Annotated in this window: 18 protein-coding genes; 12 read left to right on the top strand and 6 right to left on the bottom strand. The window is 38.6% G+C overall.

Annotation, left to right across the window (positions count from 1 at the left end):
• Window positions 1-15: 15 nt before the first annotated feature.
• Window positions 16-540, top strand: coding sequence for a hypothetical protein (locus tag AAGD16_RS03485; RefSeq protein WP_028834944.1), 525 nt, complete (start codon window positions 16-18; stop codon window positions 538-540).
• 41 nt (window positions 541-581) lie between these two features.
• Window positions 582-914, top strand: a complete 333-nt coding sequence (locus AAGD16_RS03480) for a DUF6488 family protein (protein WP_028834945.1) — start codon at window positions 582-584, stop codon at window positions 912-914.
• A 381-nt stretch (window positions 915-1,295) separates the two neighbouring features.
• On the opposite strand, the gene AAGD16_RS03475 is transcribed toward AAGD16_RS03480, so the two are convergent.
• Window positions 1,296-2,693, bottom strand: coding sequence for a heavy metal sensor histidine kinase (locus AAGD16_RS03475; RefSeq protein WP_024601570.1), 1,398 nt, complete (start codon window positions 2,691-2,693; stop codon window positions 1,296-1,298).
• On the bottom strand, window positions 2,683-3,369 hold the full coding sequence (locus tag AAGD16_RS03470; RefSeq protein WP_004588805.1) for a heavy metal response regulator transcription factor: 687 nt from the start codon (window positions 3,367-3,369) through the stop codon (window positions 2,683-2,685). The genes AAGD16_RS03475 and AAGD16_RS03470 overlap by 11 nt, the downstream gene beginning before the upstream one ends.
• Window positions 3,370-3,535: 166 nt before the next feature.
• Between AAGD16_RS03470 and AAGD16_RS03465 the strand changes: the two genes are divergently transcribed.
• From AAGD16_RS03465 to AAGD16_RS03430, 8 genes are all read left to right on the top strand, one after another.
• Complete coding sequence (locus AAGD16_RS03465) at window positions 3,536-5,359, top strand: copper resistance system multicopper oxidase (RefSeq protein ID WP_024601571.1); 1,824 nt, start codon at window positions 3,536-3,538, stop codon at window positions 5,357-5,359.
• Window positions 5,356-6,219: a copper resistance protein B gene (locus AAGD16_RS03460; protein WP_008109922.1), complete on the top strand. Its 864-nt coding sequence runs from the start codon at window positions 5,356-5,358 to the stop codon at window positions 6,217-6,219. Before AAGD16_RS03465 ends, AAGD16_RS03460 begins: the two co-directional genes overlap by 4 nt.
• 22 nt (window positions 6,220-6,241) lie before the next feature.
• Entirely contained in the window at window positions 6,242-6,649 is a 408-nt protein-coding gene (locus AAGD16_RS03455; RefSeq protein ID WP_008109924.1) for a copper resistance CopC family protein, read from the top strand.
• 11 nt (window positions 6,650-6,660) lie between these two features.
• Window positions 6,661-7,569 carry a copper resistance D family protein gene (locus AAGD16_RS03450; protein WP_008109926.1) on the top strand — a complete coding sequence of 303 codons (909 nt, stop codon included), beginning with the start codon at window positions 6,661-6,663 and terminating at the stop codon, window positions 7,567-7,569.
• A 23-nt stretch (window positions 7,570-7,592) separates the two neighbouring features.
• Window positions 7,593-8,081, top strand: a complete 489-nt coding sequence (locus tag AAGD16_RS03445; RefSeq protein ID WP_008109928.1) for a nuclear transport factor 2 family protein — start codon at window positions 7,593-7,595, stop codon at window positions 8,079-8,081.
• A 10-nt stretch (window positions 8,082-8,091) separates the two neighbouring features.
• On the top strand, window positions 8,092-8,610 hold the full coding sequence (locus tag AAGD16_RS03440; RefSeq protein ID WP_024032684.1) for a DUF411 domain-containing protein: 519 nt from the start codon (window positions 8,092-8,094) through the stop codon (window positions 8,608-8,610).
• 140 nt (window positions 8,611-8,750) lie between these two features.
• Window positions 8,751-9,260: a DUF305 domain-containing protein gene (locus tag AAGD16_RS03435; RefSeq protein WP_024032683.1), complete on the top strand. Its 510-nt coding sequence runs from the start codon at window positions 8,751-8,753 to the stop codon at window positions 9,258-9,260.
• Between the two features lie 33 nt (window positions 9,261-9,293).
• The gene (locus tag AAGD16_RS03430) at window positions 9,294-10,025 is read left to right on the top strand and encodes a MauE/DoxX family redox-associated membrane protein (protein WP_024032682.1); all 732 of its coding nucleotides are present in this window, start codon (window positions 9,294-9,296) and stop codon (window positions 10,023-10,025) included.
• A 315-nt stretch (window positions 10,026-10,340) separates the two neighbouring features.
• Here the strand turns inward: AAGD16_RS03430 and AAGD16_RS03425 are convergent, their stop codons facing one another.
• The 3 genes from AAGD16_RS03425 to cadR all read right to left on the bottom strand — a co-directional run bounded on the left by AAGD16_RS03425 (window position 10,341) and on the right by cadR (window position 11,495).
• Entirely contained in the window at window positions 10,341-10,583 is a 243-nt protein-coding gene (locus AAGD16_RS03425; RefSeq protein WP_327077832.1) for a MerC family mercury resistance protein, read from the bottom strand.
• 102 nt (window positions 10,584-10,685) lie between these two features.
• Window positions 10,686-11,063: a MerR family transcriptional regulator gene (locus tag AAGD16_RS03420; protein ID WP_055018870.1), complete on the bottom strand. Its 378-nt coding sequence runs from the start codon at window positions 11,061-11,063 to the stop codon at window positions 10,686-10,688.
• A gap of 42 nt (window positions 11,064-11,105) precedes the next feature.
• A complete protein-coding gene (cadR, locus tag AAGD16_RS03415; protein ID WP_248534783.1) occupies window positions 11,106-11,495 on the bottom strand; it encodes a Cd(II)/Pb(II)-responsive transcriptional regulator in 390 nt (129 codons plus the stop codon).
• A 78-nt stretch (window positions 11,496-11,573) separates the two neighbouring features.
• On the opposite strand from cadR, the gene AAGD16_RS03410 reads away from it, so the two are divergent.
• Both AAGD16_RS03410 and AAGD16_RS03405 read left to right on the top strand, forming a co-directional pair.
• Window positions 11,574-12,305 carry a transglutaminase family protein gene (locus AAGD16_RS03410; protein ID WP_377113659.1) on the top strand — a complete coding sequence of 244 codons (732 nt, stop codon included), beginning with the start codon at window positions 11,574-11,576 and terminating at the stop codon, window positions 12,303-12,305.
• On the top strand, window positions 12,292-13,179 hold the full coding sequence (locus AAGD16_RS03405; RefSeq protein WP_002962252.1) for a cation diffusion facilitator family transporter: 888 nt from the start codon (window positions 12,292-12,294) through the stop codon (window positions 13,177-13,179). Before AAGD16_RS03410 ends, AAGD16_RS03405 begins: the two co-directional genes overlap by 14 nt.
• A gap of 106 nt (window positions 13,180-13,285) precedes the next feature.
• On the opposite strand, the gene AAGD16_RS03400 is transcribed toward AAGD16_RS03405, so the two are convergent.
• A complete protein-coding gene (locus AAGD16_RS03400) occupies window positions 13,286-16,399 on the bottom strand; it encodes an efflux RND transporter permease subunit (protein WP_377113655.1) in 3,114 nt (1,037 codons plus the stop codon).
• Window positions 16,400-16,406 lie beyond the last annotated feature (7 nt).

Raw genomic sequence — 16,406 nt, 5'->3', positions numbered from 1 at the left:
ATAAAAGAGAATTTTATGCAACATACAGTTAGTACCAAAACACTCGTTAAAGCGAGTATTTCAGCAGTCGTTGTCGCGGCTATTGCACTGGTTACCTTTATCTTACCAGCAGAGTACAACATCGATCCGACAGGTATTGGCAACAAGTTAGGTTTAACAGCACTTGCACAAGCGGCTGAAATGGAAACAACGTCATTAGAGACAACTAAAGGCACGGATGAGTTTCAAACAATAGAAGTGACAGTCCCTGCGGGACGCGGCATCGAATATAAATTTTATATGAAGCAGCATGAAAAAATGACTTATGAATGGTTAACCGATGGTGCTCCATTGTACTTCGATTTACATGGTGAGCCTGAAGGTGACACAACGGGATATTTTGAAAGCTATGCTATTGCTACAACTAATGAAATGAAAGGCAGTTATACCACCCCATTTGCAGGCTCTCATGGTTGGTACTGGCAAAACAAATCAGATAAACCAGTGTCAGTACAGCTACTGGTTAAAGGGCAATACGAAGTTATTGGCCTTAAACAATAACGAATTTAACTTTACGAATTTCATACCAAATGGAGACTAAAATGAACAAACTAATATCAATCGTTGCGCTTTGTGGTGCCTTGCTAACTAGTAATGTACAGGCACATGGAGATCATGGTGTCATCAGCGGTCAGAAAGCTGTTATCATCGCTGCAACACATATTCAAAAAATGACGTTTAAAGACGCTGGTTTTGAAGTCGGTAAGTTAGATGAGTCATGGAAAAATATTGATAAGTCGCAACTTTCGATTGCTAGCGTTGAAGACAATTTCTATGTAGTTAGTGCATCTAATGCTAGCAACGAAGATAAGCTTTACTTCCAAATTGCAAAAAACGGTCAAGTTATATCGGTTAAAGATAAAAACGACTTTTAACAAAATAAGAAGGCACCTTTTGATAGAAGCAAGAGGTGCCTTTGTTTTGTACCAAGTCCGCTTTTGGCATAGAACCACTGGTCGGCTTTAACTCATTTCTGTCCAAAAACGAGTTTACCCGACCCTCCGCTTTTCGCTCAAATAAGACCCCGAAAAATGGCTCATATAGCTATCTAGGCCAACGCTTTCAAAAACAGAAGTATATTTCCGATAACTACCTTTGAATTCCTATAAACGGAAGTTTGCTTCCGAAATATAGCAATATTGGGTTAGAAACCGGAAGTTTACTTCCGTTTTGTACTTTAAGTTTATAAACCGGTGTTTAATGAAAGCTGGGAAGTCTAGAGGTACAAGCAAACATTGGGTTATTAAATTTAATAATTAGCTTTTAGCTAAATTTAGAAAAACTTTAAAGCTGGTAGTTTGATTATTTGAACTGACCTCTATATTTCCACCGTTTGCTTGCGCTAGAGCTTTAACTATTGCAAGCCCTAAACCAGCTCCATCGCTGTGTCGTTGGCGCGATTTATCGGGTCGATAAAAGCGGTCAAATAAATAAGGTAAATGCTCAGAAGGTATTCTCTCCCCAGTATTAATCACTGAAATACATATTTTATCAGCGGTAAATATTTCACTATTTACTGTGATTGATGAGCCTTTTGGGGCATACCTTATTGCATTGGATAGGAGGTTTGATAATAATTGGCGAAAGTGTAATTTGTCACAATAAAAACAAAGGTTTTGACCTTTTTTCTTAAATGTAATCAATGAGTCTTCAGCCAAAGCATCAAAGTACTCAAATAATGCTTCAATTTCATCATGGCTTTTTAGAGTATTTTGAACGGGTTTAACCAGTCCATTCTGAGTTTTTGCAAGCCAAAGCATATCACTAACCATCTTAGTTAGTCGTTCCAGCTCTTCTAGATTAGAAAACAATAATTCTTGATACTCTAACAACTGTCTTTTTTTAGATAAACCAACCTGTGTTTGAGTGATTATATTTGTTAGTGGAGTACGTAACTCATGCGCAATATCACTAGAGAAATTTGATAAACGAATAAATTCACCTTGGAGCCTGTCGAGCATCGAGTTAAACGACTGCACCATATTAACAAGCTCAATAGGCACTTTATTTTCATCAAGCCTTACATCCATCTTATTAGTTTGGATGTCATGCATTTTCTGACTCAAACCTCGTAAAGGGTTCAATCCTTGATGTATAGCAAACCAAGCCACCAATAAAATGAGTACCGCAGAGCCAAACATAATAGCCCAAAGACTTTGTTGAAATTGATTGAGAAAGTGTAAATGAAAGCTCATGTCTATCGCTGTAGTAATTTTGTATTGCTGTTGCCCAGTACTTAAATTACTCACCAGAGCTCGGTAGGTGTGGGTATCATTTTGCCATGAGGTAATGTTGTTACGGTTAAAGCCAGCTGAAGCATTAGCACTCATTACAAAATCACTAAAATCTCGTTCAGAACTTTGAAAAATGAGCTCTCCTTTTGCGGTATTTACCTGATAGTAAACACCGTGATGACCCGCTACAGCGTTAGATAATTCATTTTTAAGTTTCAGGTTTGATTTATACTGTTGTCTTAAAACTAATTCAATAGATTGATTAATAACATGCAGTTCACTACTATCTTGCTGGAAAAAATGATGTTTTATCGAACTATTTATTAAGGTGGCAACTAAAGTTAAGCACGCAATAACGGTTACAGCGACAAACAACACAACACGCATCGTAAGTGATAAAGGCCGTGACTTAATAGCCATCAGTTTCAACCTCTAATTTATAGCCCATACCACGAACCGTATGAATTAATTTAACAGTAAAGTCATCATCAACTTTTGCTCTTAGCCTACGAATGGCAACATCAATCACATTGGTGTCGCTATCAAAATTCATATCCCATACTTGAGAAGCAATTAACGAACGTGGCAGTACTTCACCTTCGCGCCGTAACAATAGTTCAAGTAAGCTAAACTCTTTATTACTCAATAAAATACGCTTGCCTGCACGTTGTATTTTTCGCTTTGGAATATCCATTTCTAAATCAGCAACTATCAGTATATCGTCAACTGTTTGTACTACACCACGGCGAATAAGAGTGCGTACTCTTGCTAAAACTTCAGCAAAAGCAAAAGGCTTTATTAAATAGTCATCAGCACCAAGTTCGAGCCCCTTTACTCTATCGTCTATACTATCGCGAGCAGATAAAAATAGTACTGGGGTTTTGTTATCTGCTTCACGTAGCGACTGTAAAATTTTCCAACCGGATACGTCAGGTAACATGACATCAAGTATTATTACATCAAATAAGTCGGTCATTGCTAGGTGATGACCGTCAAGTCCATTGCGCGCCAAAGAAACCTGAAAACCAGCTTCACTTAGCCCCTGTTTTAAATAATCTCCTGTCTTTGATTCATCTTCAACAACTAATAAGCGCATACAATTCCTTCATTAAAGTCCTAACAACTACCTCTGCAAATATTATGCAGTATCTGTCACTACAGCAACATGACACCAACATTACAACTTTGTAATGTTCGCGTCATGTTTAAGACAGGTCTATTTTCTATACTCAATACATATTCTGGTATGAAGGAGTAAGGAAATGGGGTTTAAAAAGTCATCACAACAGGTTAGCACACCACGAAGACGATTTGTTCAAGGCTTAATTGCAGGAGGTGTACTTGCTGCTTTTCCGAGTGTATTACATGCTGCATCATCTTTAGTAACAGGAACAATAACAGGCACTGTGCCCGAACTTAGCGGCAAAGTAATTGATCTGGTTATAGATGAATCGCCGGTTAACTTTACTGGCGTAGTACGTATGGCGACAACTATCAATGGCTCTATACCCGCCCCTACCTTGCGCCTCAAAGAAGGCGATGACGTTACTATTAGAGTAACAAATAAGTTATCAGTACCGAGTTCAATTCATTGGCATGGCATTATTTTACCGTACCAAATGGATGGCGTACCTGGTATCAGTTTTAAAGGCATTATGCCTGGCGAAACCTTTGTTTATAAATTTAAATTACAACAAAGCGGTACATATTGGTATCACTCACATAGTGGCTTTCAAGAAATGACTGGCATGTACGGTGCATTAATTATTGAACCGCGAGAAAAAGATATTATTAGTGCAGATAACGAGCATGTTATTCAATTATCTGATTGGACTGATGATGACCCAATGGCGCTGTTCCGCAAATTAAAAATACAGAGTGATGTATTTAACTTCAATCAGCCCACTGTTCCAGAATTTTTTGATGACGTTTCAAATAGCGGTGTTTCGAATGCTTTGCAACGCCGCAAAATGTGGAATCAAATGAGAATGAATCCTACAGATTTAGCTGACTTATCTGCATCAGCAATGACCTTTTTAATGAACGGTAGTACGCCAATGTCAAATTGGCGAGGAATGTTTAAAGTTGGAGAAAAAGTAAGACTTAGGTTTATTAATGGCTCAAGCAATACTTTTTTTGACGTTCGTATTCCAGAACTAAAACTAACAGTTGTACAAGCTGATGGGCAAAACGTTGAACCAGTGACAGTTGATGAATTTAGATTCGGCCCTGGTGAGACCTACGACGTAATTGTTGAGCCTAAAAATGATGCCTATACGATTTTTGCTCAAAGTATGGATCGCTCTGGTTACGCAAAAGGAACTTTATCAAGCTCGCCTAATATTGATGCGCCAGTACCTGCACTTGACCCTGTTGAATGGTTAACGATGACCGATATGATGGGCAATATGACCCACGGCGGTGAGCATTCTGCAATGGCAGGTATGGCTGGCATGTCAGGTATGAACTCTAAAGAAATGGATCATAGCGCTATGGATCACGGTCCAATGGCGATGGATCATAGCAAACATGGTATGTCTGAAAACCCATTAGCGGTTGCCAGCTCTAAAGTGCGTCATGCAAAAACGGAGTATGGAGCTTCAGTTGATATGCGCGTTGATATGCCGAGAACAAATCTTGATGATCCTGGTATTGGTTTACGTAAAAATGGTCGTCGTGTTTTAACACTTGCAGATTTACACTCACTTGAAGGGATCACTAACCAGCAAGAGCCAGAAGCTGAAATTGAGCTGCATTTAACCGGAAATATGGAACGTTATAGCTGGTCATTTGATGGCTTAGAATTTGGTAAAAGCACGCCAGTGCATATGAAGCATAACCAACGTTTAAGAGTTATTTTACAAAACGATACCATGATGACGCACCCTATGCATTTGCATGGTATGTGGAGTGATTTAGAAAACGAGCAAGGTGATGTGCAAGTGCGACGTCATACGATACCTGTTCAACCCGCACAAAGAATCAGCTTTTTAACCACCCCTCACGATGTAGGTCGCTGGGCTTGGCATTGCCATTTATTATTCCATATGGATGCCGGTATGTTTAGAGAGGTAGTCGTATCATGAAACAATTAAAACTATCTAAATCATTAGGTTTATTAATGTTAACAGGGGCTTCATTAATTAGTTTCCCTTTATTAGCGCAAAGTGAAATGGCACAAATGAATAGCGCTAAGATGCAACCACAAGGAGGAAGTGCACCTAAAGATGCAAGAGACCCCCATGCTTACTCTGCGGGAACAACTTTAACAGAAGGCCCATATGCGCTTGAGGGCAATGAGCGATTAACACTCGCTGATGAGCATCCATTTTACGCATTACTAGGCGATCGTCTTGAATATAACGAGCAAGCAAACGCAGGTGTATTTGACTTACAAGCATGGTACGGCACTACCTTTGATCGATTGGTAATTAAAACCGAGGGTGATTTCAGCGAAGGAAGTATTGAAGAAAACCAAACCGATATTTTATGGGGTCACGCCGTATCAGCATATTGGGATACTCAAGCAGGTGTTCGTCTTGATTACAATAAAGAAGGTGAAAATCGGCAATGGTTAGCTTTTGGCTTACAAGGTTTAGCCCCTTATTGGTTTGAACTTGATATGACAGCATACGTAGGTGAGCGAGGCAATACCGCATTTACGTTAGAGGCAGAGTACGAACTATTACTCACGCAAAAGCTAATTATACAACCGCGAGCCGAAATTACACTTTATGGCAAAAACGATAAACAAAACGAACTTGGAAGTGGCCTATCAAGCAGCGCGATTGGCTTTAGGGTTCGTTATGAATTTACACGCCAGTTTGCGCCCTATATTGGCGTTGAATGGAGCAATAAATTTGGCAATACCGCCGACTATGCCACATCAAGTGGACAAAGTAACAACAACACCGCATTTGTTGCGGGTATTAAATTTTGGTTTTAATCATTTTAAATAAGAGGTAATTATGAAGTTTTTTAATTCTGCAGTAGCCATTTTAGGTTTAGTGCTTACATTTTCCGCATCAGCGCATATATCACTCAAGCAATCAACACCTGCGCAAGAAGCCATGTTAATGAAAAGCCCAGAGCAACTTTCGTTAACTTTTGGTGGTGAAGTAAGGCTAGCAAAAGTCATCATCAAAGATGAAAAAAATAAATCAATAAACTTTGATTTCAAACCCAGCGCCACCCCAAGCACAGACTTTAATTGGTCATTACCGAGCCTAGCCCAAGGCACTTACACGGTTAAATGGACAGCACTGGGTGGTGATGGACATAAAATGACCGACACGTTTAGATTTATGGTACACAAAAGTGAATCGCATAAGATGATGCAAGAACAATCTAATACCCACAGCAAACATAATCATTAAGTAGCAACATAATGCAATTAAGTGAATGGTCAGTACTCTTATTATTATTAAAACTAGCAAGCTATATAGCAATTGCAGGGCTTGCGGGCACTTTATTAATGCGCTTTATGTGTGGCAACAGCAATGTTGCAGGGCATCAGGTAATTAGCTTTTATCAGTTCTTAAAACGTTGGCAAATTACGTGTGTAGTTACAGGTAGTATTGCTGCACTTTTACAAGTACCAATAGAAGCTGGAGCAATGGCTGAATCAGGCTTTATGGGAATGTTTGACCCCTTTATGCTTGAAATTGTTTGGCAATCAGTCATAGGTGACCAAGCAACGTTTAGAATACCAGCGCTTATTATTGCTCTAATTAGCGCATGTATGTGGAGTGTGGAATCAGATGATAACGTAGCAGGTTATAAAAACGGTGCCGTTATACTAATCATGCTTGGGTTTATCGCTTATAGCTTCACTTTTACTGGGCACAGTGCAAATGAAAATGGGTTAGTGAAAAGTATTTTAACCTTTCACCTTATTGCCATTGCGAGCTGGTTAGGGTCATTGTGGCCGCTTTACAAAAGCTGCACTTTACTACCTACCAGTGAAGTAAAGCGGTTAATGCATTACTTTGGTCAACTCGCTATTGTTATTGTATTTGTACTACTTATTTCGGGCTTAACTCTGCTCCTGCAGTACCTAGAGTCATTTTCTGCGTTGTTTACATCAAATTATGGGCAACTAATTTTATTAAAGCTGTTACTCGTCAGCGCGATGCTGTTACTAGGTGCATGGCATAAGCTTTTTTTAGTCCCGCAAATCACTCAACAACACCATATAAGTATATTAAAACGCTCGATCACTGTTGAAATATTAATTGCCCTATTTGTACTTATTACAACAAGTGTATTTACAACACTTGTTGGTCCGCCTATTTAACGATTAATAAAAAAGGAAAATGTATGTTAATTAAATCCTTTAATTTAAAAATTTTATTGCTACTAATTTTTAGCACTGTTAGTTCTTTTACTGTTAGTGCACATGACGATGAAAAATATTCAAAAAAAGGCAAGGCCTTTGTCAATGTTGATAGCGAGGCTGCAAAAACAGTCAGCCTATTTCATGCATCTCTAAAACAAGGCAATCGCGAAGCTGCACGTAAATTACTGGCCGACGATGTCATCATTTTTGAAGGCGGAAGTGTTGAGCGTTCTGCAGATGAATACGCGAAACATCATATGATAGCGGATATGAAATTCTTAAGTGCTGTTAATAGTGAACTACTAGAGCATCAAGTTTACACAAATGGAGACATAGCTTACTCAATTTCAAGAAGTAAAACTCAAGGAAAGTACAAAGGAAAAGATATTAAGTCTATGGGAATGGAATCAATCACATTAAAAAACACCGATACAGGTTGGAAAATCACTCATATTCATTGGTCAAATTAAGGAGTTAACAATGCGAGTAATCTACATTACCTCAGCGTTATTTTTATCATTAACTATGTCATTTTCGGCGATAAGTATCGAAAAACAACATAAAGCATTAATAACTTATGAGAATTCAGAAAAACCTAAAATTGAGCTTACCGTTTATAAAAGTAAAAATTGTGGATGTTGTAATAAGTGGATTGCTCATTTGAGCGAAAACAATATTCAAACAAAAGCAATTAACGTCAATGACATGGGGACGATTAAATCTCAGTATCAAATAAAATCAAATATGCGGTCATGCCATACAGCCGTTTCAGCCGATGGATTTGTATTTGAAGGTCATGTTCCCGCCAAACATATAAAACAGTTTTTAGCTGAACAACATCCTGAAAAGACGATAGGGCTCTCTGTTCCCGCTATGCCTGCTGGTACGCCAGGTATGGAAATGGGCGATCGCTTTTATAAATATAATATTGAAATGCTTACGCACGATTTACAGCAAAATACTTATAAGCATATTAGCAAATACGCTGAGCAGTTTTAACACTTATGGCACAACTCTTGATGTAATATTAAACATTGATTCAATGATTAAATATATAGTGGGTTTACGCCTAATAACCTGTAAGAATTACCCATTGGTATAAATGATATACAAAGTAAATGATAGAAAGGAGCCATCTAATGTCGCAGTATTTAAAGTTTTTCTTAATGATAGCCACATCAACATTAGTCATGTTTGTACTGATGTATTTGAATACTTATCAGCTAAGTCATGTTTTTTTTAGTGAAACTCGCACTTATATGGCGCTTTATATGGGAGCCATGATGGCAGTGATAATGCTACTTTTCATGCTCAATATGTATAAAGATAAAAAGAAAAATATAACAGTACTCATTGCTAGTGTTACCGTATTTGCGGGAAGTTTATTTTTAGTTCGATCACAAGCGACTGTTGATGATAGCTCATGGATGTCGGCGATGATCCCACATCATTCAATTGCAATACTCACCAGTGAAAGGGCAAAAATCAAAGATAAGCGAGTCCAAGAGCTTGCAACAAATATTATTGAGGCACAGCGTCGTGAGATTAAAGAAATGCAGTGGTTACTAAAGGATATAGAGAAAAATGGCCTAGCAGAAACTCAGGAGCAAGCACAATCTAGGACCGTACCGGATTTTAATGCTAAGTAAAATTTTATACCAATACATAAAAGGGAGCTAAACATGAGTAAATCAGCCCAACTTTTTAGAATGGCCACAGATGAGCATATTTGTCCGTTTGGTTTAAAATCAAAAGACCTACTAGAGCGAGAGGGATATACAGTTGATGATCAGCTATTAACTTCTCGAGAGCAAACAGATGAATTTAAAAAACAACACAGTGTAGAAACTACACCTCAAACATTTATTGATAATAAACGTATAGGTGGCTATGACGACTTACTCGATTACTTTGATAAGCCAAAAGCTGGGCAAGAAGGTACAACTTACACGCCCGTGATTGCGATTTTTTCGGTTAGTTTTTTGCTTAGTGTGGCATTTAGTTTTGCAGCGAATAATAGCTTATTATCAATGCAAACCGCTGAACTGTTTGTAGCCCTAACAATGGCAGTGTTAGCAATACAAAAGCTTCAAGACTTATTTAGCTTTACTAATTCATTTATAACCTATGACTTAGTCGCTATGAAAGTAGTCAGGTACGCCTATGTTTACCCATTTTTAGAAGCATTTGTTGGCATTGGAATGATAGCCGGATTACCAGCCTATATTATTGCCCCTATTTCATTGTTCATAGGTGGGGTTGGTGCTGTTTCAGTGATAAAAGCAGTCTATATAGATAAACGAGAGTTAAAATGTGCGTGTGTAGGCGGTGACAGTAACGTACCACTAGGGTTTATCTCCCTAACAGAAAACCTGTTTATGATCGCTGCCGGTATTTGGATGTTTGTTAAGTAAACAACAGCTTTAATTTAAAAACATGATGATGTACTAGTGTGATTACCAAGGGATTATGTCGCTCTAATTACCGAGCGACTTTGTCGTAAATAGCATATCAGCTGTACTAGCTCATATCAGATCTCACAGTTTAAGTGAATAAGTTTAGACTTCATCAGGCAGACTGCTATGAGCGAAAAGCAGACATTGACCGTTAATCGTTTCAACGACGGCAATTAGCCATACGTTGCATGTTTGCTCCCTTACTGGTTTTACGATATCCAAAACCGACATAACGACCATTAAGCAAATACCAAAGTAAAATAGGTATGTGCTTCAATCATATAGCCAAAGAGGATAAAGCGTTAATAGCACTGCTACAGGCCCTAGAATGCTGAAGACAGCTCTGGTATGGTTTTTATTTTTGTGCCAGTTGTATAAGTTTACCAATAGTTCCAAAGATGCAAAAATAGGTAAAAGCGTATTTACAGCTATTCCTTCGAAGTGAGAGAAGAAGCCTAGTCCTAATGCCGATGCAAGTGACCTTAATGCAGGGAAGCAGGCCGTGCCGCTAGCCAAACGCCACTAGAGCCTACTCTGTCTAATATTTTATTTATCATTTGAAAGTCTATTGGTTGATATTACCATCATTCTAAACTCCGTATATAAGTACGGAGTCAATCATTTTAATGAATCAATTATGGGGCAATGTGTTGGATCTTCGTTTTGCATACAGGTATTTGTCATATCCACAATTACTTTCTCTAAACGTTGAAGGTCATTAATTTTGTCTCGAATGATTGCTAACTTTTGTCGGCTTAATAGCTCAACTTGAGTGCAGTTGCTGTCCATAGACATTAGCGATTTTATTTCTCTTAACGTAAAGCCGAGCGCTTTGGCTTTTGTGATAAACCTAAGTTGTCCTGCTATTGTTTCGTCATATTGTCTATAACCAGATATTGGTTTTTCAGGTTGTGTAATCAGCCCTTCTCGTTCATAAAAACGAATGGTTTCTACATTTAAATTTAATGATTGTGCTAATTTGCCAATGGTTTTCATTATTGCCTTTGTGAATACTACTAATCTAAAGTTATATTTAGTTTAGCTATCCAATGATTTGATGATGCCGCACGCTTCAATTGTATTGTCTGAACTACAAGCACTTGCCATCTGTTGTAATTCAGCTTTAAGCGCCCTTAATTCTTTCATACGTTTATTCACTAGTGCAAGTTGCTGATCAATTAATGCATTAACGCTAGAGCAGCTTTCTTCTGGCTTATTTTTTAATTCGATAAGACGTTTAATATCATTGAGTGATATATCTAGGCTGCGACAATGCTTTACGAATTCCAATTGTTTAAGTGCTTTACTATCATACAGCCTGAAATTACCTTCTGAACGGTTTGGATTTAACAGTAATCCTTCTCTTTCATAATATCTAATCGTTTGTATTGAACAGCCCGATTTTTTTGACAATTCGCCTATTTTCATCAATTTCCCCCAGACATTTGACTCTATAGTTACTATAGGATCTATAGTATAGGTATGCAACGAAAGGGATATATAAAAATGACTGAGAAATATTTAAACAATACGAATATCGTTAATTTTGAACACAAAGATATCCAATCCCTGATCGATCAACGAGGGTGGAAAAATTTGGATAATTTCAACAAAATTGGTGCCGCTTATCAGTTTGTAAAAGATGAAATAATGTTTGGCTATAACAAGAGTGATGATATTTCAGCAAGCGATGTGCTAGCAGATGGTTATGGACAATGTAATACTAAGGGTAATCTGTTAATGGCACTATTGCGTGGACTAGGTATCCAGTGTCGTTTCCAAGGTTTTACCATTGATCAGCAACTACAAAAAGGTGCTATCCCAAGCTATGTATTTTGGTTAGCACCTAAATACATCATTCATAGTTGGGTAGAAGTTTACTTTGAAGGGCGTTGGATAAACTTAGAGGGCTTTATATTGGATGAGCAATACTTAAGCTCACTACAGCAGAAATTTAGCCAAGCAAAAGATGAGTTTTGTGGTTATGGTGTTGCAACAAAGTGCTTTTCATCACCAGATACAGATTGGCGTGGAGAGGATACCTATATTCAAAAAGAAGGTATTCATGACGACTTTGGGCTTTATGATTCACCAGATAAGTTCTATCTCGAAAAAGGTACTAATCTATCAGGTGTAAAACGTTGGTTGTATCAACGAGTGATCCGACATTTGATTAATATGAATGTATCAAAAATAAGAAATAAAAAAGTACTGGAGGTACAAAATGCACAACCATAGTCACAGTCATCAGCATGGTAAAGACGACCGGATTGGTTGGGCATTTTTCCTTAATGTGATATTTACCATTATCGAATTTATAGGTGGTTGGCTCACAAACAGTACGGCGATAATGGCGGATGCCGTTCACGATCTTGGTGATAGTCTTTCAATAGGTTTTGCGTGGATTTTAAGTCGTTTTTCAGATAAAGAAGCATCAGACAAATTCAGCTATGGTTATCGCCGACTTACACTTTTTGGTGCATTGGTAAATAGTATTGTTTTGATTATCGGCTCTATTTGGGTTTTATTTGAAGCAATACCTAAGCTGTCCAATCCTGAAATGCCTGTAGTTGAGGGGATGTTAGGGCTAGCGATACTCGGCGTTGCCGTTAACGGATATGCGGTATTCAAATTAAAAGCGGGTGAAACACTAAATGAAAAAGTGCTGACATGGCACCTACTTGAAGATGTACTCGGTTGGGTTGCCGTTCTTATAGTCTCTATTGTATTGTTGTTCGTTGAACTGCCGATATTAGATCCTCTATTATCAATAGGGTTTACGCTGTTTATCTTATTTAACGTTTTCAAAAATCTTAAATCAACATTGGTGCTTTTTCTTCAAGCTGCACCCGATAAAGAGACCCAAGAGCGTATTAAGCAGTCATTAATTGAATTTCCTGAAGTAAATGGTATACACCATATGCATTTTTGGTCACTGGATGGTGAAAGTCACGTTTTAACAGCGCACCTTGAGCTGAGTGACAACTTTGACGTTAAAGAATTAATTAAGCTTAAACAAGAGGTTGCAGCTAAATTATCTTCCTATCATTTATCGCATACGACGATAGAGTTTGAGTTTTTAAATGAAAATTGTAGGGATGAAGCAGAGTAAGTTTTATCAATAAAATGTTGGGCATACAATATAAAAAGCAGCTTAATTAGGCATAACTTAGTAATTAAGCTGCTTTTTTGCTTTTTTGCTTTTAAATTTCGTCAGATTACTGTTTGTTACTCTCAGCGCCATGCGCCCATTGATATAAAACAGGCAATACAAACAAAGTTAAAATGGTAGAAGACACAATACCGCCGATAACAACTGTTGCTAGTGGTCGTTGTACTTCTGCACCAATTCCAGTGTTTAACGCCATTGGAATAAAACCTAAACTTGCGACCAGTGCCGTCATTAAAATAGGTCTTAAACGAATGATGGCACCTTCAATGATCGCTACGTATAGGTCGCCTTTTTCATGCCAAAGATCTCGAATAAAAGCCAACATAACCAAGCCATTTAATACGGCAACACCTGACAATGCTATGAAGCCGACACCTGCCGAAATAGATAAAGGCATGTCTCTTAAATAAAGAGAAATTACGCCCCCAGTTAATGCTAACGGTACACCACTGAAAATGATCAATGCATCTTTTAATGAACCAAATGCGATAACCAAAATACCTAAGATTACAACTAATGTGATCGGCACAACTAAGCTTAATCTTTTACTCGCTGACTCTAGTTGTTCAAACGTTCCACCATAATCAAGCCAGTATCCTGCTGGGATTTCTCCTTCCTGATTAATTTTAGCTTTCACTTCTTTTACAAAGCCGCCTAAATCTCTGCCACGAACATTGACGGTAACCACAACTCTTCTTTTTCCGTTCTCACGGCTAATTTGAGCAGGTAAAGACTCTGATTTAAGCTCTGCAACTTCTTCAAGTGGCACATAGTTACCACCCTCAAGTGGAAGCGGCAGGTGCTTCAAGCCATTGATATCTGTTCTTGTTTGCTCTGGTAGGCGAACAACTAACTCAAATCGTCTGTCTCCTTCATAAATGATCCCCGCAGATTCTCCACCAATTGCAGTAGCAACCCAGTCTTGCAGTTCTGAAACGCTCAAACCGTATCGACCAAGCGCTTCTCGTTTAGGAATTACTGATAAAGATGGAACACCTGTGACCTGTTCCATTCGGGCATCAGCAGCACCGTCCACGGTTTTCACAATATTTAGAATATCTTTTGCGGTAAGTAATAATCGATCTAAGTCATCACCAAATATTTTGATGCCGACATCAGCTCTAACGCCAGAAATCAATTCATTGAAACGCATTTGAATAGGCTGAGTGAATTCATAGTTGTTGCCCGGAATGTTTTTCAGTACTTCTTCCATTTCTTCAACTAATTCACTCTTTGGCTTTGAAGGTTCGGCCCATTCTTTACGTGGTTTTAAAATAACAAAGATATCAGCAATACTCGGTGGCATTGGATCAGTTGCTACTTCTGATGTGCCGATGCGCGAGAATACTTTATCAACTTCAGGAAACGCTTTAATACGTTGCTCAAGTACTTCTTGCATTTCTACTGATTGCTCTAGGCCGGTAGAAGGTATTCTTAGCGCTTGGACTGTTATATCCCCTTCATTTAGCTGTGGAACAAATTCACTACCCAGCGTTGTTGCTAACCAAAGGCTATACCCCATTAACAGCGTTGAGAATGAAACAATAACCCAACGAAATTTCAACGCCATTTTTAACAATGGTTCATAAATAGACTTGGTTGAACGAATAACTACACTTTCTTTTTCGCTGATTTTACCTTTCATAAACACAGCTACAGCAGCAGGAACCAGTGTAACTGAAAGGATCATTGCGGAAATTAACGCCATAACGACAGTTGCCGCCATAGGGTGGAACATTTTCCCTTCAACGCCAGTTAGCGTGAAAATGGGGATGTAAACAACAGTGATAATTGCCACACCAAACAAGCTTGGACGTATCACTTCTGAAGTGGCTTCAAAAACGGTATTTAGGCGTTCTCTTAAGTCTTGCCTATGACCGTTGTGTTGGGCCTGTGCTAACCTACGGACAGAGTTTTCAACGATGATGACAGCCCCGTCCACTATCAAGCCAAAGTCCAATGCGCCGAGACTCATTAAATTGGCAGATACTCCTGCTTGCGCCATACCTGTGATTGTCATTAACATGGAAATAGGGATAACAGCAGCGGTAATGAGAGCTGCACGTAAATTTCCAAGTAGAATAAATAACACAACAATAACTAAAAGCGCACCTTCAACGAGGTTTTTGGTAACGGTTGCAATCGCTTTATCTACTAACGTTGTTCTGTCGTAAACAGGCTCTGCGGTAATGCCCTTTGGCAGAGATTTTTGTATTTCGCTGAGCTTATGTTCCACTTCTAAAGCAACGGTGCGAGAATTCTCACCAATCAGCATCATGGTTGTACCAAGCACTGTCTCAATGCCATTACGAGTAGCAGCCCCTGTTCTAAGTTCTTTGCCTATAGCAACATTGGCAACATCACTTATTTTTACAGGAATACCATCGTTCTTTTTGATGATGACATTGAGGATTTCATCCATTGTCGCAAGTTGCCCAATGGAGCGTACTAAAACTTGCTGTCCGTTTTGTTCGATATAACCTGCGCCACGGTTGTCATTGTTTTTACGTAATGCATCAGATATTTCTTCAAAGGTTACCTGATGAAAAAGTAATTTTTCGGGTTTAGGCGTTATGTGATATTGCTTGTTGTAGCCGCCGATACTGTTGACCTCAATGACGCCTTTAACTTGAGCCAATTGCGGTTTAATGATCCAGTCTTGTATTTCTCTTAAGGCAATAGCGGTATAAGGCTCTCCATTAGGCATTTTAGCGTCAGGAGAAGCTTGTACGGTATACATAAATATTTCGCCAAGCCCTGTCGAAATAGGACCCATTTCTGGCTCTAAGCCAGAGGGAATAACGCCTTTTATCGCAGCTAATCTTGCATTGATTAAGTTGCGAGCAAAATAAATATCGGTTCCCTCTTCAAAGATAACGGTTACTTGAGATAATCCATATCTTGACAGGGAGCGGGTGTGAGACAGCTTTGGCAATCCGGCTAAGGCGGTTTCTACAGGAAAGGTCACCCTTTGTTCCGCTTCCAAAGGTGAATAACCGGGGGCAGAAGTGTTTATTTGTACCTGCACGTTTGTTATATCTGGAACAGCATCAATGGGAAGTTTTTGATAACTCCACATGCCAACGCCGATGATTACCATCAGCAGACTTAATACTAAATAGCGTCTATTTATTGCAAGACGCAAAATTGATTCAATCATATTGCGT

This window comes from Pseudoalteromonas sp. M58 (assembly GCF_042604605.1).
Taxonomy (GTDB): Bacteria; Pseudomonadota; Gammaproteobacteria; order Enterobacterales; family Alteromonadaceae; genus Pseudoalteromonas; species Pseudoalteromonas tetraodonis.
Note: the sequence above shows the minus strand (reverse complement) of the source record. Positions and strands in the feature narration are given on the sequence as shown.

Excerpts from the sequence above, each read along its gene's own strand:
- AAGD16_RS03465 (WP_024601571.1), top strand. The coding sequence starts at position 3,536 with ATGGGGTTTAAAAAGTCATCACAACAGGTTAGCACACCACGAAGACGA.
- AAGD16_RS03400 (WP_377113655.1), bottom strand. The coding sequence starts at position 16,399 with ATGATTGAATCAATTTTGCGTCTTGCAATAAATAGACGCTATTTAGTA.
- AAGD16_RS03405 (WP_002962252.1), top strand. The coding sequence starts at position 12,292 with ATGCACAACCATAGTCACAGTCATCAGCATGGTAAAGACGACCGGATT.
- AAGD16_RS03420 (WP_055018870.1), bottom strand. The coding sequence starts at position 11,063 with ATGAAAACCATTGGCAAATTAGCACAATCATTAAATTTAAATGTAGAA.
- AAGD16_RS03485 (WP_028834944.1), top strand. The coding sequence starts at position 16 with ATGCAACATACAGTTAGTACCAAAACACTCGTTAAAGCGAGTATTTCA.
- AAGD16_RS03445 (WP_008109928.1), top strand. The coding sequence starts at position 7,593 with ATGTTAATTAAATCCTTTAATTTAAAAATTTTATTGCTACTAATTTTT.
- AAGD16_RS03440 (WP_024032684.1), top strand. The coding sequence starts at position 8,092 with ATGCGAGTAATCTACATTACCTCAGCGTTATTTTTATCATTAACTATG.
- AAGD16_RS03450 (WP_008109926.1), top strand. The coding sequence starts at position 6,661 with ATGCAATTAAGTGAATGGTCAGTACTCTTATTATTATTAAAACTAGCA.
- AAGD16_RS03470 (WP_004588805.1), bottom strand. The coding sequence starts at position 3,369 with ATGCGCTTATTAGTTGTTGAAGATGAATCAAAGACAGGAGATTATTTA.
- AAGD16_RS03480 (WP_028834945.1), top strand. The coding sequence starts at position 582 with ATGAACAAACTAATATCAATCGTTGCGCTTTGTGGTGCCTTGCTAACT.
- AAGD16_RS03435 (WP_024032683.1), top strand. The coding sequence starts at position 8,751 with ATGTCGCAGTATTTAAAGTTTTTCTTAATGATAGCCACATCAACATTA.
- AAGD16_RS03475 (WP_024601570.1), bottom strand. The coding sequence starts at position 2,693 with ATGGCTATTAAGTCACGGCCTTTATCACTTACGATGCGTGTTGTGTTG.
- AAGD16_RS03460 (WP_008109922.1), top strand. The coding sequence starts at position 5,356 with ATGAAACAATTAAAACTATCTAAATCATTAGGTTTATTAATGTTAACA.
- cadR (WP_248534783.1), bottom strand. The coding sequence starts at position 11,495 with ATGAAAATAGGCGAATTGTCAAAAAAATCGGGCTGTTCAATACAAACG.
- AAGD16_RS03455 (WP_008109924.1), top strand. The coding sequence starts at position 6,242 with ATGAAGTTTTTTAATTCTGCAGTAGCCATTTTAGGTTTAGTGCTTACA.
- AAGD16_RS03430 (WP_024032682.1), top strand. The coding sequence starts at position 9,294 with ATGAGTAAATCAGCCCAACTTTTTAGAATGGCCACAGATGAGCATATT.
- AAGD16_RS03410 (WP_377113659.1), top strand. The coding sequence starts at position 11,574 with ATGACTGAGAAATATTTAAACAATACGAATATCGTTAATTTTGAACAC.